Source organism: Streptomyces sp. NPDC091271, assembly GCF_044757505.1.
GTDB lineage: Bacteria > Actinomycetota > Actinomycetes > Streptomycetales > Streptomycetaceae > Streptomyces.
On sequence record NZ_JBIVVD010000005.1, the window covers coordinates 600,773 to 626,285 of the forward strand.

Sequence of the window (25,513 nt, forward strand, 5' to 3'; positions counted from 1 at the left end):
GCGAGAGTGACGGGGGCGTACGCATGACCACGGTGGTCTTCACACACGGCACAGGCGTGCGGGAGCCGCACCTGACCGCGCTGCTCGCGCGAGTCACATCGGGCCTCGCGGCAACTGCTCCGGACGCACGCGTGGCCGCGTACGACTGGGGCGGGCAGCACGGGGCGAGACTCGCGGCGGGCGGTGCCAGCATCCCGGCCGCCCCCGGCGCCGGGACCGGCCGGAGCGCCGGCGATCCCGACGAGCCTGACGAGACCGATGAGTGGGCCCGGCTGTACGAGGACCCCTCGGCCGAACTGGCCACGGCGTCGGCCGGGTCCGGCCCGCGCGTCACGCCGCCCGGTGCGGCGTTTCCGGACGAACGTCCGAGGTCGCTCCTCCGCGCGCTCGCGGCACACGGCGAGCCGCAGGCGGACGCGCTCGGCCCCGGACTCCGGGAAGCGGCAACGGAGCTCGCGCGCAGCCCCCTGCTCGGCCCCGCCGCCGAGTCCCTGGACCAGGAGACCCTGGCCTGGGTACTGGCCAGGGCCTTGGCCGCCACGGTGATCGCCTCCGAACTCGCCATGGACCGGCCTGTGTTGACCGGCGGTGACATGCGGGACGCGGCCGTTGTCGCCTTGGCCGGACGCCTGGGCGCCGCACCGGCGGGCACCGGCCGCGGCCCGCTGCTCCGGATGGTGGGACGGCCGCTCGTACGCCTCGGCTCCCGCTACGCCGTACGGCGCCGCCGTGCGCTCACGGACGCCGCGCACCCCGCCGCCGGCGACATCCTCAAATACCTCGCCCGGGGCGAGGACATGCGCCAGGGGCTGCGTGACCTCGTCGCCGCACTGGAGCCGCCCGTCGTCCTGCTAGGGCACAGCCTCGGCGGCATCGTCTCGCTCGACACCCTCATAACCGGCCATTTGCCCGGCGTCGAACTCCTCATAACCGTCGGCTCGCAGGGCCCCTTCCTGTACGAGACGGGGGCGCTGCCCTCGCTGGCCCACCCGGATCCTCTGCCCGGCCATGTTCCGCCCTGGCTGAATCTCTACGATCGCCGCGACCTGCTGGGGTACGCCGCCGAACCGCTCTTCCCCGGCCGGGCCCAGGACGTCGCCATTGACAGTCGGCAACCCTTCCCCGTGGCACACAGCGCCTACTGGACCGACCCGGCTGTCTACCGTGCGATCGGGGAGCGGCTGCCGTGAACCGCGGAACGATCCGACCGGACCGCATCTTCGCCCTGGTCGTCGGAATCGAGCAGTACGCCGCCGGCTCCGGCTGGGACCTCCCGGGCCCCGCGCGGGACGCCCTGCGCTTCCGTGACTGGCTGCTGGCCCGAGGAGTGCCCGACGCCAACATCCAGCTCCATCTCGCACCCCTGCCCGGCAACGCTCCCGACGTGCCGTTCCGGCAGGCCGACCACGACTCCCTGAGGCGCGCCCTCATCAAGGACGCCCCGGACAGCGCGGCGCAGGCGCTGTGGGTGTGGTGGGGCGGCCACGGCGTGCTGGACACGAACGAGAACACGGCGCTCTACACAGCCGACGCCACCCTCACCGACCGGCGCGCCATAGACGTCGATTCCGCGCTCACGCGGCTGAGGAGCGATGCTACGCCGGGACTCGGAGTGCAGATGTGGATGGTCGACGCCTGCCGCACCTTCGACGAACAGCACCACTTCCCCCAGTCGCCGTCCACCGAACGTTTTCCCACCGGGGCAAGGGTGACCGCGCACGAGCAGACCCTGCTGTTCGCCGCCGGCCGCGGGCAGCGGGCGGGCAACGATCCGGAGCGCCGGCTCGGCTTGTTCTCGGACATCGTTCTGCGCGAGCTCGAAGACGATCCGCTGCCGGAGCCCCTGCCCCTCTTCGGCGCGGTGAAGGCGAGGATGAGCGCACTCCGTGAGGCGGGCCTCACCGATCAGACCCCCGGCCTCCGCCTGGAGGCGCCGGGGTACTCCGAGCGCGTTCCGCCGCTCCCGCCCGCCGTCCGGGCACCGTCCGGCAGACCCGCGGAGCCTCCGGCCTCCAGGATCGTCACGGCCCTGATGGCGTATCCGCTGATGAGTGACCGTGACGAACGGCAGACGCTGGTCAACGAGTTGCCTGCCGCCATCGTCGCCCGGATGCCGAGGCACCTCGTGCCGCGCACGGATGTGATCGGGATCTTCCGCGCCCTCAAGGCGCATACCGAGGGTCTTCAGCGCCTGTACGAGGCGGTGACGCTGATCGATGACGATCCCGTCCGCGCCGCCGAACTCAAGTCAGCGATACAGGACTTCCTTGCGGACCCGAGGCCTGGAATGTGATCTGCTGGCGTGATCACACGGGTTTCGGGAAGGGGTCTGAGTCGTCATGATGGAGTAAACGGTGGCATCCTGTGCCGCCGCTCGCGAAGGGGGAGCGCGCCTTGTACCAGCCGGTACTCGCCGAGGGCACATCTGATCACCTCGAGTCCGACCTCATGGATCTGGCCACTGTGCGCGTCGCTGATCTGCGCCGCGTTCCGGCCGCCCACGCCGGCCCTCGGCTGCTCGCGGAGCTGAGGCGCGCGCGCAGCAACGCCATGGGGGGCGGTGGAGAACCGGGGAGGGCCGAATGAGCCGCCGCGAAGAATCCCGTCCACCACAGGGAGCGAGATGTACGCCCCGATCCGTATGCCCGGCACCCTGTTCGACGAGATCGCCACGGGCGGCGGCTCGCCCGAGGCCGTCGCGTTCCTGGTCCGGGGCGAACGTACGCGCCGTCTCCTGCTCCTGCGTGAGCTCTTCGACCTCTTCGACGCGGACCCCCGCATCCTCGGCCCTCTGGACGCGCGGACGGTCTGGCCCACGCTGGAGGCCGCCGCCGACCGTGCCCCGGAGCCGGTCGAGACGCTCCTGCTGACCCCCCAGGTCGGCAGCTGGCTCGCCCACACGCTCCGCCGGCTGCACGGCACGGCCTCCGGGCCGCCCCTGTGGGCCGACGCCGGGCAGATCGCCGCGGTGGCCGCGGCGGCGGCCGTCCACGCCGGCACGGACGCCGAACTCCTCCTGCCCGCACGGGGTGTGACCGTAGGACTGCCCGCGCTGGGAATGGTCCGGCTGCCCGGCCCGGACGAGGACGGCTACCACCCGGTGAGGGCCACGGTGTCCGACGGGACCCTCACCGTACGGACCGGGCACGGGCCGGACATCGTCGTACGCCCGCTCACCGAGCAGGAATCGCCGCACTGGCTTCCGGTGCACCGGCTGGACACCGGTCCGGGGACGCGTACCGTCCAGCTCGACGACCTCGATCCCTACCGCGACCTGGACGAGCCGATAGCCCCAGGCCGTCTCGATCCCGTCGAACTGCGGTCCTGGCAGCGGATGTTCCGCGAAGCTGTCGCCATCCTGGGCCGGGGCGGGACGGGCGGACCAGGCGGGCTGCGGCCCGAAGAGATCAGCCGCATCGTGCCCTGGAGCGCCAAGGACGGCGACGTGGAGCTCCCCGTGCCGGCCGAGGGGCTCAGCGCTTCCACCGGTGACGCCTTCGCCTCCATGGTGATCGCCCGGCCGCCGGACGGTCTCGCCCTCGCGGAAACCCTCGTCCACGAATTCCAGCACAGCAAACTCGGCGCCCTGCTCCACCTCTTCCCGCTCCTCGACGACGACCGGACCGAGCGCCACTACGCGCCCTGGCGCGCCGACCCCCGGCATCTGCCCGGTCTCCTCCACGGTGCGTACGCCTTCGTCGGCGTCACCGGATTCTGGCGGGGGCGGATCGGGGACAGCCGGGCGGACCCGGCCGGGCGGGCGCCGTACCTCTTCGCCATGCGCCGGCTCCAGACCCGTATGGTCCTGCGCACCCTGGCGACACAGGCCCGGCTCACCGAACCGGGCCTGCGACTGGTCACCCGGCTGTCCGAGACGGTCGACGGCTGGCTGAGGGAACCGCTGGAACCCGCGACCGTGGCCAGGGCGCGAGCGTCCGCCGTCAGCCACCGGGTGGAGTGGCGGCTGCGCAACCTGCGGTGCGCCGATGACGACCGGGGGACGCTCCTCAAGGCGCTGCGCGCGGGCGCCGCCCCCGTGCCGGGTGGTGAGGCGCTGGTCGTGCGGGATCCGGGCCGTGCGTATTGGCAGGACGACCGCGCCCGTCTCTTCCAGCTGAGGGAGTTCGAGGCCGGCCGGTCACCGTCGGCCGACGAGCTGCTTGTCGCGGGGGACCCGGAAGCGGCACGTTCGGCGTACACCGCGCAGTTGCGCGGGCCGGGCCCGTTCGATCCGCACGCGCTGTCCGGCTGGCTCCTGGCGCACACGGCGCTGCACCCGCGTGACCGCCGGCTGCTGGCCCGCCCCGAGCGGTTCGCGGCGCTGACGGAGGGGACCCCGCCCGACGACTGGACACGGACCGCCCGCTGGCTGGCCGACGCCCCGCCGCGCTGACACCGGATTCCCCCGGCGGGCGCGACGAGACGTGCGTCCCGTCTCATCCGCGTGTGCGGAGGTACGCCTCCAGCTCCGCTGCCCCGGCCAGCATCGCCCGCCCCCGGGCTGCCAACCGCCCGTGCCAGTCGCGCAGCGCGGCCTCCAGCGGTTCCGGGCCTCCTGCCGCCCGCACCTGGGCGATCAGCGGGGCGATCTGCTCCAGCAGGTAGCCGCCGCGCCTGAGCTGGTGGGTCATCCCGGCGTCCTGCACGGCGGCCTCGTCGTAGACGCGGTACCCGGTCCGCGGGTCGCGGCGCGGGTGCACCAGCCCGGCGCTCTCCCACTTGCGGAGCGTCGCGGGCCGGATTCCCAACTTCCCCGCCAGCGGGCCGATGAACGTGACGCCGGGCCCGGACCCGGCGGCGGGCTCCAGGTCGCGGAAGGCGCTCTCCACGGCCTGGAGCGTCCGCCGGTCGTCGAGGAGCTGGGCGTGGCTCTCGTCGATGAGGCGGAACGCCTCCTCGGCCGCACCCTCGTTCACGGCGCGCATGACCGATGTCGCCGTGCGGTGACCGTGGGCCGGCACCAGGGCCAGGAACGCGCGCAGAGCCCCCGCGTGCAGCGGCGTGTAGGTGCGGTAGCCGTGGGGTGTGCGGTCGGCTGCCGGGAGGATGCCGGCCTCCTCGTAGTTCCTCACCGCCTGCGTGGACAGACCGTGCCCGCGCGCCAGATCGACCGGCCTGAGCCGTGCGCCACTTTGAAGGTTTCGCCCCATGACCCCGACGCTATCGCGGGCAATCGCGGAAGAGTTTCCACCGAGGGTTCAAAGATAGCGTTGAAGGCATGGCTACTGACATCAAGGACACCGTTCATGCCGTCGAGGCCGCCGCTGTGATGAGGCTGCTCCCTGTCCGGCCCCGGCTGCTCGCCCTGGGCGAGCCCACCCACGGCGAGGAGACTCTGCTCGACCTGCGGAACGAGCTCTTCCGGCAGCTCGTCGAGCAGGAGGGCTGCCGGACGATCGCGATCGAGAGCGACTGCATGGCGGGCCTGGTCGTCGACGACTACGTCACCTCGGGCGCGGGCACTCTCGACGAGGTCATGGACCACGGGTTCAGCCACGGCTGGGGCACCTCCGCGGCCGATCGCGAGCTCGTGCGCTGGATGCACGCCCACAACGACGGCCGGCCCGCGTCCGAGCAGCTCCGCTTCGCGGGGTTCGACGGCCCGCTGGAGATCACCGCCGCCGCGAGCCCACGCCAGGCCCTCACCGAGCTCCACGGCTACCTCGCGGCCCAGGTGGACGCCGAACTTCTCCCGTGCACCGCCGAAGCGCTCGACGGTCTGCTCGGGGCCGACGATCGCTGGACCGACCCAGCCGCGATGACGGACCCGCCCCGGTCCGTGGGGCAGTCGGCCGACGCCGGCCGGCTGCGGCTGATCGCCGACGACCTGGTGGCACTGCTCGACACACAGACGCCGCACCTGGTCACGGCGACCACGCCGGACGACCTGGACCGGGCGCGCCTGTACGGCCGGACCGCCACCGGCCTGCTGCGTTACCACCACTGGATGGCCGACACCTCCCCGGCCCGCATGACCCGGCTGTGCGCGCTGCGGGACCAGATGATGGCCCACAACCTCCTCGCCGTCGCCGCGCGCGGACCGGCGTTCGTCCACGCCCACAACTCCCATCTCCAGCGGGAGAAGAGCACGATGCAGATGTGGCAGGGGCCGGTCGAGTGGTGGAGCGCCGGTGCGCTGGTGAGCGCCCGGCTGGGCGAGGAGTACGCCTTTGTGGCCACGGCGCTCGGCACGATCCGGCACCAGGGAGTGGGCACCCCGCCACCGGACACCGTCGAGGGGATCCTGTACGGGCTCCCGGAGGACCGCTGCGTCATCGACGCCCCGCGGTTGGCCACCGCCCTCGGCGGCCCACTGCCGGCGCGCCGTGAGTCCCCCGGGTTCGGCTACGCCCCGCTCGACCCGGCCCACCTGGCGGCAGGCGACGGCCTCGTGTTCGTCAAGGACGTCCCGCGGAACCGGTGACACCGGCCCGGAGGACGGGCCGGGGGCGTCCCCCCGGCCCGCCCCGGCCGCATCAGCCCGACGAGACGTCGAAGTCGTTGGTCACGAAGTCCAGCCCGCCGGACGACGACGTGATCTCGTAGCCGAACTGGACGTCACCGATGGTCTCGTCACCCCACCAGCCCTTCGTGTCCTTGATCCACTTCAGGATCGGCAGGATGTCCACGGTGCCCGCGGACGAGTCGGAGGTCCGCAGGAACGAGAAGACCTCGTTGGCGCCGTTGTCGCCCTTGTAGACGGCCCAGGTGTGGCCGCCGAGAGTGGCGGTTCCCTGGGAGGTGCCGAGCGGGCCGACGGCACCGTTGTAGTTCACCCAGAGCATGACCTCGTAGTCGTAGTCGGTGTCCCAGATGTCGTACGACGTGTTGTACGCACCGGACGACGGGACGGTCACGTTGTAGTCGCTGGTCAGCGACGAGAGCGACGTGATCGGCTTGTTCACGATCTTCTTGGCGTTCGGGTACGACTTGATGCCACCGGTGTCCGGGTGGTTCGCCGTCACGCCCCAGTTGCTCGACGAGTTGGCCCAGATGGTCTGGGAGCCCGCTCCGGAACCCCAGATGTTGTTGTAGAGGATGTAGCCGTCGGACGTGGTGTAGTTGCCCCACTGCTCCGACGAGGTCCAGATCGCGGCGTGGGCCGGAGCCGCCGCGAAGCCGATGAGCGCGGCCACGGCCGCCGTCGGCGCCAGGAGCAGCCTGGTCAGGGTGGTTCGTGCCATGGGGTGTTCCTTCCATGTGGGGATGGAGGACTGCTACCGCGCCCCCAGGGTGAGGACGCGGTCCACGCCGGCCGTCAGCTCCAGCGGAGCCGGGGGGTTCCCGGCGGAGGTCTCGGTGAGGGCGAACCCGTCGCCCGTACGCAGATCGACGCGGGCGTCGCGGGTGGGACGCAGCACGGCGGAGGCGCCGTCCTCCGACCACCGCAGGTCGAGGTGCGCGCCGAACCGCGTGCGCACGCCCCGGAGTTCGCCCGCCGGGTACGCCGCCGGCGGGGCCGGCAGCAGGACCAGGCGGCCGGGTGCCGACTGGACGAGTGACTCGATCACGGCCGCGGGCAGGGTGTGTGCCGCGTCCGCGTTGTAGACGTTCCGGGACGGGTAGTGAGCGCTCATCAGGGAGTCGTGGAAGAAGTCGCCGCCCAGCACCGCGTCCAGGGCCGCCGACACCCGGGACGGGTCCCGCAGCCGGGCCGCGATCAACGCGTGGTGCAGATGGCCGTGGGCGGAGTCGTTCTCCGACCCGCGCAGCTCCAGCGCGCGGTGTGCGGCCGCGGCCAGCTCCGGGGTGTCGTACGGATTGATCCCGTCCAGCGGCCACACCGGGTAGAGGTGGCTCAGGTGGCGGTGGTCGTACGTCTCGCGCAGACCCGGCCACCCCCACTCGGCGAGCGCCCCGTCCTCGTTCACCAAATACGCCGGGAGCCTGGCCGCGAGCGACCGCCAGAGTCCGGCCGACGGGTGACCGGGGGCGTGCTCGGCGGCCGTCGTCAGGGCGTGGCGGGCTGCCGCGATGTCCATCGTCGCGTTCACCGTGCCCCAGCTCGCGTTGGCCGGCCGGTTCTCCGGGGAGTACGAGGGCACGACGGCCACGTTCCCGTCCGGGTCCTCGCGGCTGAGGAAGTCCTCGTAGAACAGCGCCGCTTCGACGAGAGCAGCGGTCAGAACGGCGTCCGGGGCGCCCGTCGTCACCTCGGCGTGCTCCAGCAGGGGTTGCAGCAGCCAGTCCGCACCGGCCGTCCACAGATGCAGCGGATAGGCGCGCTGGAAGTGCCGGGTATGGCCCGAGGCGCCGTCCGTGTGGGACGGCGCGACGATGCCCCGGGCACCGAAGAGCGCCCGGGCGTTGTCCCGCCAGTCCGGCAACTGCCCCTGGACCAGGGCGGCGTGGGCCTCGGTGACCTCCGGGAGGTCGGCTGTCGCGGCGGAGGAGATTTGCAGGTTGAGGTTGGCGTTCGTGGTGAAGGCCCCGGACCAGGCGGTGTCCCAGTCTCCGGTCCACAGACCGGTCAGCCGGGGCGGCAGCACCCCTGAGGAGGACAGCAGGTGGTAGCGGCCCGCCGCGAAGAGCCGTTCCAGGAGCGCCGGAGACTTCGGGGCGCGCAGCAGCTCGCTGCCGGCCAGCTCCCGCTCCGGCGCCGCGTCCCTCAGCGCGAGGGAGGCCCGGCCGTACGCGGCCCGGTGCAGCGGCCGGTGGCGGTCCAGGAGCGTGGCGTAGTCGTCGCGCGGCAGCGCGGCCCACAGCTCCCCGAGGTCCGGACGGCCGGGCCCCCTGACGACCCGGGTCGTCAGGGTGAGGCTCTGCGCCCCCTCGATCCGGATCCCCTCGCCGGCCACCGACACCCGGCCGCCGTCCACCCGCGCCACCGTGACTCCCGTGTACCCGAGCTCGCTGCCCGGATAGCCCACCAGCAGAGCCAGGTGCGCGCCCTCCGGGGTCAGCACGGTGGAGCGGCCGACCGCCAGATGCGCGGGGGCGCCCGGCAGCGAGTGGTCCAGGACGAGGTCGGCGGTCAGCCCGAGGTCGGTGACGTGCTGGACGATCACGTCGTCGGCCCGCGACACGAAGACGCTGCTGCGCCACGCCTCGTACGACGCGGTCACCTCACCCGTAGTGAAGTCGACCTCGCGCCTGTATCCGGCGACCGCCTCGTGCAGCCCCCGGGCCCGCCGCACACGCGACCGGAACGCCGGATGGAACGGCTGCACCCACACCAGTGGACGGCCCGCGCCGAAGTCCTCGGCCGCGGTCGTGTCGCCGGCCAGGAGCGCGTCCTGGAGACGGCCGAGACCGTCGGCGAGCTCCGGTGGCCGAAGGTCCTCGCTGCCGTTGGGCCGCACGAGGCAGTGATGGTTCACGATCACCTGGTCGTCCGCGGGATCGCCGTACACCATCGCCCCATGACGGCCGTTGCCGCTGAGGAACGCGTCCTCCCAGCGGGTGGCGGGGCAGGGCTCCCACGTGCCGTCGATCATGCGGAAGCGTCTCTGAGTACAGCCACGCCGTAGCGCTCCAGCTCGACAGCGCCCTCGGACTCGGCACCCGTGAGCAGGTCGACGTGGCGGCCCGGCAGTTTCACCCCGGCCGGGGAGCGGCCGTGGTTCAGGAGGAAGAGCAGCCCGCCGCGCCGCACCGCCTCGACACCGGCCGGAAGCCCTTCCAGCACGGGGCGCACGCCGGCCCCGGCAGCCGCCCGGCCGAGCAGACCGCGCAGCGCCTCGGGCTCGGGGAGCGTCGATACGTACCACGCGGTGCCCTTGCGGAGCACGGCCGGAAGCCCGCCCAGTTCCCCGCCGCGGTACGCGGACACCGTCTCAGCGCTGCCGTCGGGTTCCAGCTCCTCCGACCACAGGGTGGAGCGGAAGCCGTCGCACTCCACCGTCGTGCCCTCGTCCAGGGGCCACCACTCGTGCACCGTACGGATACCGAACAGCTCACGCAGCCGACTGTCCATGCCACCCGGCCTGATCCGGTCGTCCACGTCCACGACGCCGGTGAAGAACCCGCACACGAGGGTGCCGCCACCTCGCACATAGGCGACGAGGTTGTCCGTCGCCGCGTCGGAGAGGAGCTGGAGCTGCGGCACGAGCACCATGCGGAACGCGCTCAGATCGGCGTCGGGCCGGGCGAACTCCGTGCTGATCCCGCCCTCCCACAGGCCTCGGTGCCACGCCTGGACCAGCTCCGTGTACGAGACGAGGGAGGACGGCCGCCCCTCCTGGGTGCTGGACCACCAGGCGTCCCAGTCGTGCAGCACGGCGACTTCGGCGGGGACCTCGGTCCCGCTCACCTCTCCGCCGATCAGGGCGAGTTCGGCGCCGATGCGCTTGACCTCGAGGAAGGTGCGGCCGTGCTCACCGGCATGGCTCAGCATCCCGGAGTGGAACTTCTCGGCGCCCTGCCGGGACTGCCGCCACTGGAAGTAGCAGAGGGCGTCCGCGCCCCTGGCCACCGACTGCATCGACCAGAGCCGGTTGAGACCGGCCGGCTTGGGGTGGTTGACCGCGCGCCAGTTGACCGGCCCGGCCGCCTGCTCCATCACCATCCACGGCCCACGGGCCTGCGAGCGGGTCATGTCGGCGAGCATCGCGTTGTACTGGCCGCCCCGCGGGTCCGTCGGATCCGGGTAGACGTCGACGGAGACGATGTCCTCCTGCGCCGCCCAGGCCCAGGCGTCCTGGCCCGACCACAGCGGCATGAAGTTGGTCGTCACCGGGATGTGCGGGGTGCGCCGGGCGACGATGTCCCGCTCGGCGGTGTAGCACTCCATCAGGGCGTCGGAGGTGAACCGCTTGAAGTCCAGCTCCTGCGCCGGATTGCGCATGTACTGCGCCCGGCGCGGCGGCAGGACCTCCGCCCAGGTGTCGTAGCGCTGACTCCAGAACGCCGTACCCCAGGCCTCGTTGAGTGCGTCCAGGGTGGTGTACCGGGAGGACAGCCAGCGGCGGAAATGGGCGGCGGTCGCGTCGCACCAGCAGTGCGTGCAGTACTCGTTGTTGATGTGCCAGACGGTGAGCGCCGGATGGTTCGCGTACCGCGCGGCGAGGTCCTCGGTGAGCGCCGTGGCATAGCGGCGGTACACCGGCGAGCTCGGACAGAAGTGCTGCCGGGAACCGTAGTTGACGACCGAACCGTCCTCGGTGCGCGGCAGTGTGTCCGGGTGGAGCGCTCCCATCCACGGCGGCGGTGAGGACGTGGGGGTGGCGAGCACGACGCCGATACCGTGGGCGTGCAGCAGGTCCAGCAGCCGGTCGAGCCAGCTGAACTCGCGGGCCCCTGGGCGCGGTTCGATCATCGCCCAGGAGAAGACCCCGACGGTGACGGAGTTGACCCCGGCCTCCCTCATCAGCCGTACGTCTTCGGCCCACACCTCCTCGGGCCACTGCTCGGGGTTGTAGTCGCCTCCGAAGAGGACGCGGCCACGGGTGGCGTCGTGCAGGGACGGCATGGACGTCTCGTTCCTCTACGGGGAGTCTCTACTGGGGGTCTGCGTACTGGATTCCGCGGCCGTTGGTGCCCAGATAGACACGGCCGTGGACACGGGGATCGCCAGTGATGACCTCACCCGTCCACCCCCAGCGATGGGCGTCGTCGTTGATGCGGACCCAGGTCACGCCCGCGTCGTCCGAGCGGAGCACGGCCACGCCGTCGTGCGTCGCGGAGACCCGTCCGGTCTGGAAGACCGCCGGGTAACCGGCGCGCCCCTTCCGCGGGGCGGCCTTCCCGAATCCGAGGGCGTGCGAGGCCTGGCAGCCCACCACCGTGGTGAACGTGCGGCCGCCGTCCGTCGAGCGCAGCAGCCCGTCGTCCTTGGCGGACAGCCACAGATCGCCGGAGCGCCCCGGCGCCGCAGCGATGCGGAACTGCACATCCCCCGAAGGGAGGCCCGTCGCACCTTCGGTGAAGGTCGCGCCCCTGTCCGTGGAGAGGAAGACGCCGCCCGAGTCCGTGTCGTAGACGTAGAAACGCGCCGGATCGAGCGGGTCGGCGACCGGAGTGCCGCCCTTGGGGAACGTGGCCACCTCGGCCCAGGTCGCGCCGCCGTCCGTGGAGCGGTGCGCGGCGTACTTCGTGCCGTCCCAGTGGACGAACGACCACAGCAGCGTCGCCCCGTCGGCGGAGACCGCCACCGGGCCGGGGGCCGAAGGGGCGATGGACGGCTGGGAGGCGAACGGCTGCCAGCTGGCCCCGCCGTCGCGGGAGTACGCGCCGGCCGAGCCGGAGCCCGAGGGCCAGCCCGTCCGCACGACGTACGACGGCTTCAGGGTGGCCAGGGCGAGTCCGGTCGCCGTGCCGAACACGGGGTTCGACGCCATGCCGCGCGACGGAGAGGCGGTCAGGGAGTCGTGATACATGACCCCGATGTCACCCAGACCGCTGAGCAGCCGGGCACCCGAGGGCGGTGCGATGAGCTGGCGCACCGCCGACTCCTCCAGGCCTCGGATCTCCGGGGCCCAATGCACCAGGTCGCGTGTCCCGTAGACGGTGGCGCCGGTGCCGTACAGGATGTGCCGCGTGTCGTACGGGTCGACGGCAACGGCCTGGATCCACCAGCCGAACTTGGGCTCGCCGCCCCACTTCAGATACGGGGTCTCCGAGACGTCGAGCACCGCTGTGTCCTTGAGCGAGGTCCAGCTCGCCCCGCCGTCCGTGGAGCGGAACAGGGTGTCCACGGGGCCCCAGCGGTTGTTCGTGGAGACCACGACGGTGCCGGGGCGGGACGCGTCCACGGCCACCCCGCCGTACCCGAACGCATCGCCGGCGCCCGGTGCCACCGGCGTCACGTCGGTCCAGACCCCCGTCACCGTGTCCAGCCGGTGCACCGAGCCGTCGGACTGGTTGTTCGGGCCCGGCCCGTCCGCGTAACTCACGTACAGCGACCGGGTGCCCGCGTCGTACGCCGCGCGGACCGGCACCTTCACCGATGCTCCGGCGGACGGTTGCCCGGGGACGGCCTCCCAGCCGCCGGAGCCGTCTCTCCGGTAGAGGGCCGTGCCGCCGTCCCCCCAGCCCGCGTACACCGTCCGGCCGGCCGCCACCAGCAGGGAGACGCCCTGGCCGCTCGCCGACGGGACGGCGGGGAAGGAGCCGTCGGCGGCCCAGGTGGCGCCCCGGTCCGTGGAGCGCAGCAACCCGTCGTGGCGTGTGCCGAGCCAGAGGGTCCCGCTGTCGCGGGGATCGACGAGGAGCCGTTCGCCGCAGCCCCGGCCGTCCTCGTTGGCCCCCAGCCGCACGGTGAGATCCGTGCGCGCCCACGTCGCGCCACGGTCCTCGGACCTGAGCACCGCACCCGGGGAGGCGTACGCCTGCGTGTACGTCCCCAGCGCCAGGTACAGCCGGTCCGGATGTGCCGGGTCGACGGCCATCGCCTCGACGCCCAGCAGATTCCAGTCGTCCCAGCCGATGTGGTCGATGAGCGGGGTCCACCGGGACCTCCGGTCGTCCCACCGGTAGGCGCCGCCGATGTCCGTGCGGGCGTAGGCGAGACCCCGCACGGCGGGATGGAACAGGATGCCCGTCACGAAGCCCGTACCGCCGATCGCCGCGGTGCGCCAGCGGTGCGGCTGCGTCTTCGCGGGCCGCCGGGAGGCCTTGGCCGCGCCCGCCGCCGGCAGCACGGTGGCCGCGGCCGCGGCCACCGCCGCACCGGCCAGGACGGTTCGGCGGCGGGGACGCGGTGCGGGTTCTGGCTGCGGAACGGGCGAAGCGCGCATGACGAAGACCCTCCGGTTCGGGGAGTGACGGGTGGATGCGGGTCAGGGACGGAGCTCAGCCCTTGACGGCGCCGGTGAGCATGCCTTCCTTGAAGTGCTTCTGGACGAACGGCGACAGGAACGCGACCGGGATCAGAGCCAGCACCATGACCGCCATCTGGATGGCGAGCGGCGACAGATGGCCGGTGTTGATGGCCTGGGCGAGGCCGGTGGGGCGCTCCTGCTTGAGGACCAGCTGGTTCATCACGTTCTGCAGCGGCAGCATCTGCGGGTCGCTGATGTAGATGGACGCGTTGAACCAGGCGCTCCAGTAGCCGACCGCGTAGAACAGCGTGATCACGGCGATGACCGCGCGGGACAGCGGCATGACGATCTGCCACAGGATGCGGAAGTCGCCTGCCCCGTCGATCCGGGCGCTCTCGATGAGCTCCTGGGCCGTACTCATGAAGAAGGCGCGCAGGACCAGGATGTTGAAGACGTTCAGCGCGCTCGGCAGGATCAGCGCCAGATAGGAGTCGGTGAGACCGAGCCCCTGGACCACCAGATAGGTGGGGATGAGACCCGCCCCGAAGAACATCGTGGCGAGCATGAACACCAGCAGCGGCCGGTGCAGCACGGACCCGGTACGCGAAAGGCCGTACGCGCACATGATGGACACCGTCATGCTGAAGAGCGTCCCGACCACCGTCACACAGAGGCTGATCACGGTGGCCCGGGTGACCTGGCCGCCGCCGAGGAGCTCCTGGTAGGCGACGAAGGTGACGCCGCGCGGGATCACCACCAGCCCGCCCGCCTCGGTGATGGCCCTCACCGAGGAGAGACTGGTGACGATCACCACCCACAGTGGGAAGAGGACCGCCAGGCAGATCAGGACCAGGACCACGCCCTTGGAGGCGAGACCCGTCCTCGACGGTTCCTCCTCCCACACCGGGCGCAGCCGGCCGCGCGTACCCGGCTTCACACCGGCCAAGCCGGTCAGTCCGGAGAGCAGGCTGCTCACTTCTTGTACACCCCCTGCTCACCCATGAGATGGGCGACCTTGTTGGCTCCGAGGACCAGCAGCAGACCGAAGATTCCCTTGACGATCCCGACGGCCGCCGCGTAGCTGAATCCGCCGTTGGTGAGGCCGACGTTCCAGACGTAGGTGTCCAGCACCTCCGAGGCGCCCGGGCCGACCGCCGTGCGCTGGAGCAGGATCTGCTCGAAGCCCACGGTCAGCGCGTTGCCGACCTGGAGCACCAGCAGCAGGGCCACGACGGGGCGCAGGGCGGGCAGGGTGATGTGCCACATCCGGCGCCAGCGGTTCGCGCCGTCCATGGCGCTCGCCTCGTACAGGTCGGGGCTGACCGCCGCCAGGGCGGCGAGGAAGACGATGACGCCCCAGCCGGCGTCCTTCCAGATCATCTCGAAGGTGATCAGAAACTTGAACAGACCGGGGTCGGTCATCAGGTCGATGCCCTCGTGACCGTGCTCCCGCAGCGTCTGCGCGATGAGCCCGGCCCCGCCGAACATCTGCTGGAACACAGTCACGACCAGGACCCACGAGAAGAAGTGCGGCAGGTAGAGGATCGCCTGCGCCACCGCCCGGACCCGGGGCCGCACGAAGCTGTTGATGAACAGCGCGAGCAGGACCGGCACCGGGAAGAACAGGGTCAGCTGCAGGAGGAAGATCGCCAGCGTGTTCCGCAGCGCGGACCAGAACAGCCGGTCGTCCACCATCTGCTGGAACCACTCGAACCCGACCCAGGGGCTCTGCGCGATGGCCTGGAACGCGTTGTCCGCGATGTACGGGTCGTAGTCCTGGAAGGCGACGACGTTGCCCGCGAGCGGGACGTACGCGAAGACCAGCAGAAGCAGCATCGCCGGCAGGGTCATCAGCAGCAGGGTGCGATCCCTGCGCAGCCGGTGCCGCAGGGGCACCTTCGTGGCGAGGGGCCCGCCGCCGGCCGCCCGTGTCTTGACCGGCGGCGTCCGTGACTCCTGCGCGCGCCGGTCCTCTGTGCTCAGTGACATGTCAGGAAGCCGACTCGCCGGTCTCGTCGAGCAGCTTCTTGTACCAGTCGCGAAGCTTGTCGCCGCCCTTGGTCTTCCAGTCCGAGACCTGCTGCTGCATGTCGCTGACCTTCTTGCGGCCGCGCACGATGTCCTTCTCCAGGTCCTCGAACTGCGCGTTGAGCTCGGTGTAGCGGGTCGGCTCCTGGATCTGCATGCCGTGGAAGAGCGGCTTCTTCAGGTGTGCACCCTGACGCTGCTGCCATTCGATGACGCCCTTGGCGACGTCGGGGTGGTCGGGGTAGGCCCGGAACGGGGCCGAGGTGGCGACGTACTCGTAGGTGGCGAAGACCTGGTTGTTGCCCTTCTCCGTCTTGGTGAGCACACCGTCCTTGAGGGTGTGGTGGGTGCCCTCGATGCCGTACGCCTTCAGGCGCTGCTCCTTGGTGCCGTAGGGAGCGGCGGTGTAGTTGGCGAGGGCGAGGATGTCCTCGATCGTCTTCTTGTCCGCGTTCTTGTTGACGAAGCACCAGATGTTGGAGGGCGCGGCCTCGTAGATGACCGGGTCGCCACCGTCATGGGCGAAGAAGTCCATCGCCCCCATGCGGAAGCCCGGCTTGTCCAGCCGCTGGATCGCGGTGGCCGCGTACCAGTCCGAGATGTCGGCGTTGTACATGAGGGCGTTGCCGGACGAGAAGGTGGTCCGCATGTCACCCGTCTCGGCCTTCGCGTCGGGGTGCACGAAGCCCGCCGAGTACAGGGAGCGCGACCACTCCAGGGCCTCGAGGTACTCGTCGGTCTCGTAGCGGTTGACCAGCTTGTCGTCGACGAGCTTCCAGTAGTACGGCTTCTCCGGCAGCACGCCGAAGAAGACGAACGCCGACCAGGTCATGTCGCTGCACGCCCACACCTTGCTCTTCGGGGCGTTGATCTCCTTGCAGAGGTCGTAGAACTCCTGCGTGGTGGTCGGGACCTCGTACCCCTTCTCCTCGAAGATGTCCGCGCGGTAGAAGGGGGTGATGTTCGGGGTCGCCTCGGCCGGCATGGGCAGGCCGCGCAGCTTCTCGGCGAAGACCCCGCGCTGCCAGGCGCCGGTGGGGATGGCAGCCAGGTTCGGGTAGGCCTTGACCTTGTCGCCCGAGAGGTAGGGGCCGAGGTCGGCGAACTTGTTGGCGATGGCGGACGGTATCTTGCCGCCAAGCTCCCAGCCGGGGACGACGACGGCGTCCGGGATGCTGCTGGAGGCGAGCACCGCGCCGAGCTTCTGGCCGTAGACGTTGCCGTCCTGGTTCTGCCACTTGACCTTGACGCCGACGGCCTCGTCCATGGCCGTCCAGTACGGGTTGCCCTCACCCGGCGAGGTGCCCCACAGCGGCGCCATGACGGTGAGCTCGCTGCCCTTGCCGAGCCTCTTCGGCACCGAGACCGCCAGCTCCGAGGCCGGGAGCGCGGTGGTGAATCCGACCGCGGAACCGTTCTTGCTGGGGATGTCCGGGGTGACCGCCTTCGACGGCACGTAGGTGGGAAGCAGGTCCTTCAGCTTCTTGCCCGTGGTCGTGCCCTCGTTCTTCGAACCGCCGGCACCGCCGCCGCAGGCGGCGAGGAGCGGCATCCCGCCGCCCACGGCTGCCGCGACAACCACGGAGGAGGCGAGGATTCGTCTCCGACTGGGAGCGGAGGGGGAGTTCGGCGTCATGGGGTCAACCCTTCGTGGTGCAACAGGACGGCCCGCGGCGGCGATTGCCGCTCGGCCCTGTGTCTGAGGTAGGGGGCGTTACCGGCCGAGCCGGTGGCACTGCACCGGCTGAGCTGAAGCGGTCAACGGACTGCCTCGTCGAAGCGCTTCGATGTTGCAGCGAGGTTAAGTGAAGGGTCACGGCCACACAAGAGCTCGTTTCGATATTCCTCGGACCTGTTTCCGAACCGTTTCCCGCCATGGTGCGGCTCCCGTATGCCCGGGGGAGCTCTCCGACGCGGCAACGCCCTTGACACCTAAGGGGTAGGCCACGGAGCATCGAAGCGCTTCGAAAGATCTTCTCTTCGCGTCGAAGGACCACTCGGCGCACGCAGAGCCCGAAAACCTCCCACCTCTCCAAGGGGACCCGCACGTGACGGACCATCCGTTTCCCTTCCGCGACCCGCAGCTGTCCTTCTCCCGGCGCACCGACGATCTGCTGGGACGGCTCACGCTCGACGAGCGGATCGCGATGCTGCACCAGTTCGCCCCCGCGGTGGAGCGGCTGGGTCTCGGCCCGTTCCGTACCGGGCAGGAGGCCCTGCACGGGGTCGCCTGGATGGGGCCCGCCACCGTCTTCCCGCAGGCCGTCGGTCTCGGCGCCACCTGGAACGACGACCTGGTCCGCCGGATCGGCGAGGCCGTCGGCAACGAAGTACGGGCCAAGCGCGCCCAGGACGACCGTGTCGGGCTCAACGTCTGGGCACCGACGGTGAATCTGCTGCGTCACCCGCTGTGGGGCCGTGGCGAGGAGGGGTACTCCGAGGACCCGGCCCTCACCTCCGCCATCGCCGTCGCCTACACCCGGGGGCTGCGCGGGGAGGACCCCCACTACTGGCGCACCGCCCCCGTGCTCAAGCACTGGCTCGCGCACAACAACGAGACCGACCGCGACACCGCCTCCTCCTCGGTCCGCCCGCGCGTCCTGCACGAGTACGACCTGCGCGCCTTCCGCGACGCCGTACGCGCGGGGGCCGTCGCCGGGGTCATGCCGGCCTACAACCTCGTCAACGGCCGCCCCAACCACGTCTCGCCGCTCCTCGGCCAGTACCTGCGGCGCTGGACCGACCAGCCGCTGGTCGTCTGCTCGGACGCGGGCGCGCCCTCCAACCTGGTCGACTCCGAGCACTACTTCGACACCCACGAGGAGGCCACCGCGGCCTCTCTGAAGGCGGGCGTCGACAGCTTCACCGACCACGGCACGGACTCCACGGTCATGACCGGCCGCATCCGCGACGCGCTCGCCAAGGGACTCATCGACGAGAGGGACATCGACACGGCGGTCCGCCGGCTGCTCACCATGCGCTTCGCACTCGGCGAGTTCGACCCGGAGCTCGATCCGTACGCGAAGGTGGACGCCCTGGACACCGAGGAGCACCGGGCGCTCGCCCGGGAAGCCGCCGAGCAGGCCGTCGTTTTGCTGAAGAACGACAGCCTGCTGCCCCTGGAGCCGAAGCGCGGCCGTACCGTCGCCGTCGTCGGGCTTCTCGGCGACGCCTGCAAGCTCGACTGGTACAGCGGGACACTCATGCACCGCTCGTCGCCGCTCGACGGGATCCGCGAGCGGTACGGCGCCGAGAACGTCCTCTTCGCGGAGGGTGTGGACCGGATCAGGCTGAAGTGCTCCCAGGGCTGGCTCCAGGTGCCCGTGGCCGAAGGGGCGGCGGACGGAGAGGCGCGCGGCTCGGAAGGCGCCCTCGACCCGGCCCTCCTCGCCGGACGTACCGATCTGCCCCCGCTGACCTGCGGCGAGGAGGCCACCGAACTGGCCCTCGTCGACTGGGGCGACGGCGTTCTCACCCTGCGTACCGACGACGGGCTGTACCTCTCCGTCGCCGACGACGGATACGTCAGGGCCTCCGCGGACGAGCCGGGCGGCTGGGTCGTCCAGGAGACGTTCCGCCTGGAAGCGGTGGAGGGGCACGACGGCGGGCACCGCCTTCTGCACATCGGGACCGGTGGGTACGTGTCTGTCGCCGCCGGCGGAGCGAAGGTTGCCGAGTCCGGCGAGAAGATTTCCCGGGACGCCGCCACGGTCTTCGAGCGGGAGACCGTCGAGCACGGCACCGACGCCGTGGCCCGGGCCGCCGCGGCGGCCGACACCGTCATCGTCGTCGCGGGCAACGACCCCCACATCAACGGCCGCGAGACCGAGGACCGCACGACCCTCGCCCTCCCCGGCCAGCAGGACCGGCTGTGGCGTGCCGCGCACGCCGCGAATCCGCGTACGGTCCTCGTCCTGACCTCCGCCTACCCCTACGCGGTCGGCGACGCGGCGGACGAGCTTCCAGCCCTGCTGTGGACGGCGCACGGCGGCCAGGCCGCGGGCACCGCGCTCGCCCGCGTCCTCGCCGGCGACGTGTCCCCGGCCGGCCGTCTCCCGCAGACCTGGTACGCGAGCGACGACGACCTGCCCGGCCTGTTCGACTACGACATCATCGGTTCCCGGCAGACGTACCTCTACTTCGAAGGCACCCCGCTCTATCCCTTCGGACACGGCCTCGGCTACGCCGACTTCACCTACTCCGCGCTGCGGACGGAGGTGGACGGCGAGCGCCTGCGGATGTCGCTGACCGTCACCAACGACGGCAGTGTCCCCGCCGACGAGGTGGCCCAGCTCTACGTCCGCGCGGCCGGGCCGGGGGAGACGGACCTGCCCCTGCGCAAGCTCGTCGGCCATCGCAGGCTGCACCTCGCGCCGGGTGCGGTGGAACGGGTCGAATTCGACGTGCCTGTGGAGGAGTTGGGGTACTGGAGCGTGGCACACGGCCGGTGGGCCGTCGAGCCGGGCGCGTACGAGATCCTCGCCGGCGCGTCGAGCGCCGACATCCGGCTCACCGCCACGGTGGCCATCGACGGCGAAGCGCAGGGCCCGCGCCCGGTGGCGGCGCACGGTCTGGAGGCCGCCGACTACGACTGGCAGCGGGGTACGGAGATCGTCGACCGCACGAAGAAGGAGGGTGACGCCGTCACGCCCGACTCCGCCGACGGCGAGGGACAACTCGTCTACCGGGCATGCGACTTCGGCGACGGAGTGGACGGCCTGAGGTTTTTGGCCGCGGGGGAGGGGACCATCACCGTGCACGCGAACGGCCGCAGCCTGGGGCTCCAGCTGCCGGATACCGGCGGACCGTACGACTACCGCGTCCTCGAAACCGCGCTCGGCATCCAGGGGGTGCAGGGGCTGCGTATCGACCTCACAGGGGCCATGCGTCTCGCCCGCATCGACGTCATCCACGGCAAGGAGACCGCATGAGGTTCACCGACGGTTTCTGGCTGATGCGTGAGGGCGTCCGAGCCTCCTACGCGACCGAGATCCGTGATCTGCGGGTCGACCCCGACCGGTTCACCGCGTACGCGTCGGTCAAGCGTGTCGCCGCGCGCGGCGACACGCTCAACACCCCGCTGATCACGGTCGAATGCTTCTCCCCGGCCGAGGGTGTCATCGGCGTACGCACCACCCATCACGCGGGCAGGGCCCGGCGCGGGCCGGACTTCGCCCTCCTGGCGGACAAAACCACGGGGTCCGGGGCTCTCACCCGCAGGGACGGCGCGGTCACCGAACTCACCAGCGGGCCACTGACGTTGCGCATGGACGGCGACGGGCCCTGGGGGATCACCTTCCTCGACGGCGACGGACGCCGCCTCACCGGTGTGGACCCGAAGGGGACCGCCTTCGCGACCACACCTGACGGCATCCACCACATGATCGCCCAACTCGCTCTGGAGGTCGGCGAGAACGTCTACGGCCTCGGTGAACGCTTCACCCCGTACGTGAAGAACGGCCAGACCGTCGACATCTGGCAGGCGGACGGTGGCACCAGCAGTGAACTCGCCTACAAGAACATCCCGTTCTACCTCTCCTCACGCGGCTACGGTGTCTTCGTCAACCACCCCGGCAAGGTCTCCTTCGAGATCGGGTCGGAGTCCGTCGGACAGGTGCAGTTCAGCGTCGAGGACCAGTCGCTGGAGTACTACGTCGTCGCCGGCCCGACCCCGAAGGAGGTCCTGTCCCGCTACACGGCCCTGACCGGCAGGCCCGCACTGCCGCCGGCCTGGTCGTTCGGCCTCTGGCTGACCACGTCGTTCTGCACGTCCTACGACGAGGGGACCGTCACCTCCTTCGTCGACGGCATGGCCGAGCGCGGCATCCCGCTGAGCGTCTTCCACTTCGACTGCTTCTGGATGCGCGAGTACCAGTGGTCGGACTTCCTCTGGGACCCCGAGGTCTTCCCCGACCCGGAGGGGATGCTGGCCCGCCTCAAGGAGCGCGGGCTGCGCATCAGCATGTGGATCAACCCCTACATCGCCCAGAAGTCGGTTCTGTTCGCGGAGGGTGCCGAACAGGGCTACCTGGTACGGCGGGTTAACGGCGACATCTGGCAGTGGGACCTGTGGCAGCCGGGCATGGCACTGGTCGACTTCACCAACCCGGCGGCCCGCGCCTGGTACGACGACAAGCTGCGTCTGCTGCTCGACCAGGGCGTCGACTGCTTCAAGACGGACTTCGGCGAGCGCATCCCCACGGACGTCGTCTGGCACGACGGCTCCGATCCGGAGCGGATGCACAACTACTACGCGCAGATCTACAACCGCACCGTCTTCGAGCTCCTGGAGAAGGAGCGGGGCGCGGGGGAGGCGGTGCTCTTCGCCCGGTCGGCGACGGCGGGCGGGCAGCAGTTCCCGGTGCACTGGGGCGGCGACTGCTTCGCGTCGTTCACGGCGATGGCGGAGTCACTGCGCGGCGGTCTCTCCCTGTCGCTGTCCGGCTTCGGCTTCTGGAGCCACGACATCGGCGGCTTCGAGGGCACCCCCGACCCGGCCGTATTCAAGCGCTGGCTCGCCTTCGGCCTGCTCTCCTCGCACAGCCGGCTCCATGGCAACGTCTCCTACCGGGTGCCGTGGGAGTTCGGCGAGGAAGCCGTCGACGTGGCACGGAAGTTCACCCTGCTCAAGCACCGGCTCATGCCCTATCTGTACGGAGTGGCCGTGGAAGCGCACCGTACCGGCGTCCCGATGATGCGGCCGATGCTGGCGGAGTTCCCCGGCGACCCCGCCTCCCGCACCCTGGACCGGCAGTACATGCTCGGCCCGGACCTGCTGGTCGCCCCGGTCTTCACGGAGGACGGCGAGGTCGAGTACTACGTCCCCGAGGGCACCTGGACCTCGCTGCTCACCGGCGAGCGCGTCACCGGCCCCGCCTGGCGGCACGAGACGCACGGCTTCGACAGCCTGCCGCTGCTGGTCAGGGACGGCGCCGTACTGCCGTGGGGCGCCGACGACCAGCGCCCGGACGGTGACTGGCTGGGCGGCCTCACCCTGCGGGTCTTCGGCACCGGCACGGACGAGCGCACGGTCACCGTGCCGGACCTGACCGGCGCCCCTGCGGCCACGTTCCGTGTCGTACGGGACGCGACCGGCGTGCACGTCACGGTGGAGGGCAGCGGTCTGCCGTACCGCGTGAGCGTGGAGGCCTCCGGTGCGTCGGGGGAGGGGGCCGGGAAGGTGACCGTCGCCTGACCCGTACGACGGGCCCGAGAGGCTTCCCCGGCGGCCCGGAGCGTTCTCACGCTCCGGGCCGCCGGGGTTTCACCAGGTGTCCCAATGGGTGATGTCGTCCGGGCCGACACGGGGCCCGGCGCGGAAGTCCGTGCCGATCGTGTGCGCGACCGGTACCAGAGCGGCCTGGAGCACCTTCCCGTACGGGATGCCGAGCAGCTCGGCCGCCTCACGCTCGTAGTGCAGGTGCGGTGTCGTCCAGGCGGTTCCCAGCCCCCGGGAACGCGCGGCGAGCATGAACTGCCAGACGGCCGGCAGCACCGATCCCCAGGTGTTCGCCTGCCCCACGTGCGAATCGGTCTCGTGACGTCCCTCGACGCGGATGCACGGAATGAGCAGCACGGGTACCTCGTGCAGGTGGTCGAAGAGGTACCGCGCGCTGTCCGCGATCCGCTGCCCGCGTACCGGATCGCCGCGGTTCACGCCGTCCTGGACGACCCGTCCGCGAGGGCGGGAGAGGCCCAGCCGGTACAGATCCGCCAGCGCGGCACGCTTGGCCGGGTCCGTGACCAGGACGAAGTCCCAGCGCTGGCGGTTGCGCCCGGTGGGGGCCTGGGTGGCGAGCTGTAGACACTCCTCGATCAGTTCGCGTTCCACCGGACGGTTCAGATCGAGCCGTCTGCGGACGGCCCTGGTGGTGGTCAGTACTTCGTCGGCGGTCAGATCGAGCGGCGGCATGAGGTTCCGTTCGTTTCCTCAGGGGTCCGGCGTGCGGACCACCGGTACGGAGACGCTTGTCTGCCAGTCAATCATCTACATGAAGATTAAATATTGCGGGATTGTGTCGCTTTCTCCCGCGTTCTCGTTTCCGGCCAGTGAGTCATGTCACCCAGGGTGAGTTTCTCGGCATACATTCCGCCGGACCGGAGAGGATTCCCGGCTGCTGGTGCGCCCTCATCCCGGCCACCTGCGTACGACAGTGCTCGGCCGGACCGGTGCGGAGCAATTCAGGCACGGAAGGCAGACCACTACATGTCGGCTCCCACATCGTCGGCCCCCACTGCGGCGGCGCTCGAGACCGTCCACATCGACGGAACATGGCTCCCCGCCGTCTCCGGAGCCACCCGGGAGATCCTCGACCCCGCCGACGCCACCGTCCTGGCCCTCGTCTCCGAGGGCGGCGCCGAGGACACCGACGCGGCCGTGGCCGCCGCCCGTCGCGCCTTCGACGACGGCCCCTGGCCCCACCGGCCCGTCGCCGAGCGCGCCGAGCTGCTGCGCCGGGTCGCCGGGCTCCTCCAGCGGGACCGCGAGGAGATCGCGATCACCGAGAGCCGCGACACCGGCAAGACCCTGGAGGAGGGCCGCGTCGACGTCGACGACGTCACCAACGCCTTCCGCTACTTCGCCGACCTCGTCATGAACGAGAGCGGCGGCCGGGTCGTCGACGCCGGCGACCCCGATGTCCACAGCGTCGTCGTGCACGAGCCGGTCGGTGTCTGCGCCCTGATCGCACCGTGGAACTACCCGCTGCTCCAGGCCAGCTGGAAGATCGCCCCGGCGCTCGCGGCGGGCAACACCTTCGTGCTCAAGCCCAGCGAGGTCACCCCGCTCTCCACCGTCCACCTGATCCGGCTGCTCGCCGAGGCAGGACTGCCCGACGGTGCCGCCAACCTCGTCACCGGCGCGGGCGACCCCGTCGGCGCCCGGCTCTCCGAACACCCGGACGTCGACCTGGTCTCCTTCACCGGCGGGCTCGCCAGCGGTACGAAGGTCGCCCAGGCCGCGGCGCCCACGGTCAAGAAGGTCGCCCTGGAGCTCGGCGGCAAGAACCCCAACGTCGTGTTCGCCGACGCCTGCGCCACCGACGAAGGCTTCGACACCACCGTCGACCAGGCGCTCAACGCCGCGTTCTTCCACAGCGGCCAGGTCTGCTCCGCCGGGGCCCGCCTCATCATCGAGGAGTCCGTCCGCGACCGTTTCGTCACCGAACTCGCCCGCCGCGCCGACGCGATCCGGCTCGGCCGGGGCACCGTCGACGGCGTCGAGTGCGGCCCGCTGGTCTCCGCGCAGCAACTCGCCAAGGTCGAGGCGTACGTGGCGTCCGCCCGCGAGGAGGGCGCGGTCGTCCGCTCCGGCGGAGCGCGCCCCGAGCCCTCGGACGTCAGGCCGGCGAGCGGCTACTTCTACCGGCCCACCGTCCTGGACGGCTGCCACCGGGAGATGAAGGTGGTCCGCGAGGAGACCTTCGGCCCGATCCTCACCGTCGAGACCTTCCGTACCGAGGAAGAGGCCGTCACGCTGGCCAACGACACGGACTACGGCCTCGCGGGCGCCGTGTGGACCACCGACGCGGGCCGCGCCCGGCGCGTCGCCGGCCGGCTGCGGCACGGCACCGTCTGGATCAACGACTACCACCCGTACCTCCCGCAGGCCGAGTGGGGCGGCTTCGGCAAGTCCGGCACGGGCCGCGAGCTCGGCCCCACCGGGCTCGCCGAGTACCGCGAGTCCAAGCACATCTACCAGAACCTCAACCCGCGCCCGCAGCGCTGGTTCGCCGGCTGAACGCAACCGCCCCTCCCCGCCCGGCTGTTCGCAGCACCACGCACAC

Annotated in this window: 16 protein-coding genes; 7 read left to right on the forward strand and 9 right to left on the reverse strand. The window is 71.1% G+C overall.

The window, feature by feature from the left end; translation table 11 throughout:
* The first annotated feature begins 23 nt into the window (after positions 1-23).
* From ACIQM3_RS23875 to ACIQM3_RS23885, 3 genes are all read left to right on the forward strand, one after another.
* Positions 24-1,190, forward strand: a complete 1,167-nt coding sequence (locus ACIQM3_RS23875; protein ID WP_401627348.1) for a hypothetical protein — start codon at positions 24-26, stop codon at positions 1,188-1,190.
* Complete coding sequence (locus ACIQM3_RS23880; protein WP_401627349.1) at positions 1,187-2,293, forward strand: caspase family protein; 1,107 nt, start codon at positions 1,187-1,189, stop codon at positions 2,291-2,293. Before ACIQM3_RS23875 ends, ACIQM3_RS23880 begins: the two co-directional genes overlap by 4 nt.
* 330 nt (positions 2,294-2,623) lie before the next feature.
* Positions 2,624-4,393 carry an HEXXH motif domain-containing protein gene (locus ACIQM3_RS23885; protein WP_401627351.1) on the forward strand — a complete coding sequence of 590 codons (1,770 nt, stop codon included), beginning with the start codon at positions 2,624-2,626 and terminating at the stop codon, positions 4,391-4,393.
* Positions 4,394-4,436: 43 nt separating this feature from the next.
* Here ACIQM3_RS23885 and ACIQM3_RS23890 read toward each other — a convergent pair whose 3' ends face one another.
* Positions 4,437-5,150, reverse strand: coding sequence for a TioE family transcriptional regulator (locus ACIQM3_RS23890; RefSeq protein ID WP_401627352.1), 714 nt, complete (start codon positions 5,148-5,150; stop codon positions 4,437-4,439).
* Positions 5,151-5,218: 68 nt separating this feature from the next.
* Between ACIQM3_RS23890 and ACIQM3_RS23895 the strand changes: the two genes are divergently transcribed.
* Complete coding sequence (locus ACIQM3_RS23895; RefSeq protein WP_401627354.1) at positions 5,219-6,424, forward strand: erythromycin esterase family protein; 1,206 nt, start codon at positions 5,219-5,221, stop codon at positions 6,422-6,424.
* A 52-nt stretch (positions 6,425-6,476) separates the two neighbouring features.
* Here the strand turns inward: ACIQM3_RS23895 and ACIQM3_RS23900 are convergent, their stop codons facing one another.
* From ACIQM3_RS23900 to ACIQM3_RS23930, 7 genes are read right to left on the reverse strand one after another with little or no spacing between them, the layout of a single operon-like run.
* Positions 6,477-7,184, reverse strand: coding sequence for a hypothetical protein (locus ACIQM3_RS23900; RefSeq protein WP_401627355.1), 708 nt, complete (start codon positions 7,182-7,184; stop codon positions 6,477-6,479).
* A 33-nt stretch (positions 7,185-7,217) separates the two neighbouring features.
* Positions 7,218-9,437, reverse strand: a complete 2,220-nt coding sequence (locus ACIQM3_RS23905; RefSeq protein ID WP_401627357.1) for a glycosyl hydrolase family 95 catalytic domain-containing protein — start codon at positions 9,435-9,437, stop codon at positions 7,218-7,220.
* Complete coding sequence (locus ACIQM3_RS23910; RefSeq protein ID WP_401627359.1) at positions 9,434-11,410, reverse strand: beta-galactosidase; 1,977 nt, start codon at positions 11,408-11,410, stop codon at positions 9,434-9,436. The genes ACIQM3_RS23905 and ACIQM3_RS23910 overlap by 4 nt, the downstream gene beginning before the upstream one ends.
* Before the next feature lie 28 nt (positions 11,411-11,438).
* Positions 11,439-13,676, reverse strand: coding sequence for a 1,4-beta-glucanase (locus ACIQM3_RS23915; protein ID WP_401627360.1), 2,238 nt, complete (start codon positions 13,674-13,676; stop codon positions 11,439-11,441).
* A 55-nt stretch (positions 13,677-13,731) separates the two neighbouring features.
* Positions 13,732-14,667, reverse strand: a complete 936-nt coding sequence (locus tag ACIQM3_RS23920) for a carbohydrate ABC transporter permease (protein ID WP_401627450.1) — start codon at positions 14,665-14,667, stop codon at positions 13,732-13,734.
* Between the two features lie 5 nt (positions 14,668-14,672).
* Positions 14,673-15,689, reverse strand: a complete 1,017-nt coding sequence (locus ACIQM3_RS23925) for an ABC transporter permease (protein WP_401627362.1) — start codon at positions 15,687-15,689, stop codon at positions 14,673-14,675.
* Position 15,690: 1 nt separating this feature from the next.
* Complete coding sequence (locus tag ACIQM3_RS23930; RefSeq protein WP_401627364.1) at positions 15,691-17,364, reverse strand: extracellular solute-binding protein; 1,674 nt, start codon at positions 17,362-17,364, stop codon at positions 15,691-15,693.
* A gap of 412 nt (positions 17,365-17,776) precedes the next feature.
* Here ACIQM3_RS23930 and ACIQM3_RS23935 point away from each other — a divergent pair, with 412 nt between their 5' ends.
* Entirely contained in the window at positions 17,777-20,659 is a 2,883-nt protein-coding gene (locus ACIQM3_RS23935) for a glycoside hydrolase family 3 C-terminal domain-containing protein (RefSeq protein WP_401627366.1), read from the forward strand.
* Entirely contained in the window at positions 20,656-22,923 is a 2,268-nt protein-coding gene (gene yicI / locus ACIQM3_RS23940) for an alpha-xylosidase (protein ID WP_401627368.1), read from the forward strand. Before ACIQM3_RS23935 ends, yicI begins: the two co-directional genes overlap by 4 nt.
* Before the next feature lie 69 nt (positions 22,924-22,992).
* On the opposite strand, the gene ACIQM3_RS23945 is transcribed toward yicI, so the two are convergent.
* Complete coding sequence (locus tag ACIQM3_RS23945; RefSeq protein WP_401627369.1) at positions 22,993-23,640, reverse strand: nitroreductase family protein; 648 nt, start codon at positions 23,638-23,640, stop codon at positions 22,993-22,995.
* Positions 23,641-23,934: 294 nt separating this feature from the next.
* Between ACIQM3_RS23945 and ACIQM3_RS23950 the strand changes: the two genes are divergently transcribed.
* A complete protein-coding gene (locus tag ACIQM3_RS23950; RefSeq protein ID WP_401627371.1) occupies positions 23,935-25,467 on the forward strand; it encodes an aldehyde dehydrogenase family protein in 1,533 nt (510 codons plus the stop codon).
* Positions 25,468-25,513 lie beyond the last annotated feature (46 nt).

What these genes read in the sequence shown, in the direction of transcription:
- ACIQM3_RS23890 (WP_401627352.1), bottom strand. Translation starts at nt 5,150, where the DNA reads ATGGGGCGAAACCTTCAAAGTGGCGCACGGCTCAGGCCGGTCGATCTG.
- ACIQM3_RS23945 (WP_401627369.1), bottom strand. Translation starts at nt 23,640, where the DNA reads ATGCCGCCGCTCGATCTGACCGCCGACGAAGTACTGACCACCACCAGG.
- ACIQM3_RS23905 (WP_401627357.1), bottom strand. Translation starts at nt 9,437, where the DNA reads ATGATCGACGGCACGTGGGAGCCCTGCCCCGCCACCCGCTGGGAGGAC.
- ACIQM3_RS23925 (WP_401627362.1), bottom strand. Translation starts at nt 15,689, where the DNA reads ATGTCACTGAGCACAGAGGACCGGCGCGCGCAGGAGTCACGGACGCCG.
- ACIQM3_RS23900 (WP_401627355.1), bottom strand. Translation starts at nt 7,184, where the DNA reads ATGGCACGAACCACCCTGACCAGGCTGCTCCTGGCGCCGACGGCGGCC.
- ACIQM3_RS23885 (WP_401627351.1), top strand. Translation starts at nt 2,624, where the DNA reads ATGTACGCCCCGATCCGTATGCCCGGCACCCTGTTCGACGAGATCGCC.
- ACIQM3_RS23950 (WP_401627371.1), top strand. Translation starts at nt 23,935, where the DNA reads ATGTCGGCTCCCACATCGTCGGCCCCCACTGCGGCGGCGCTCGAGACC.
- ACIQM3_RS23895 (WP_401627354.1), top strand. Translation starts at nt 5,219, where the DNA reads ATGGCTACTGACATCAAGGACACCGTTCATGCCGTCGAGGCCGCCGCT.
- ACIQM3_RS23875 (WP_401627348.1), top strand. Translation starts at nt 24, where the DNA reads ATGACCACGGTGGTCTTCACACACGGCACAGGCGTGCGGGAGCCGCAC.
- yicI (WP_401627368.1), top strand. Translation starts at nt 20,656, where the DNA reads ATGAGGTTCACCGACGGTTTCTGGCTGATGCGTGAGGGCGTCCGAGCC.
- ACIQM3_RS23930 (WP_401627364.1), bottom strand. Translation starts at nt 17,364, where the DNA reads ATGACGCCGAACTCCCCCTCCGCTCCCAGTCGGAGACGAATCCTCGCC.
- ACIQM3_RS23910 (WP_401627359.1), bottom strand. Translation starts at nt 11,410, where the DNA reads ATGCCGTCCCTGCACGACGCCACCCGTGGCCGCGTCCTCTTCGGAGGC.
- ACIQM3_RS23915 (WP_401627360.1), bottom strand. Translation starts at nt 13,676, where the DNA reads ATGCGCGCTTCGCCCGTTCCGCAGCCAGAACCCGCACCGCGTCCCCGC.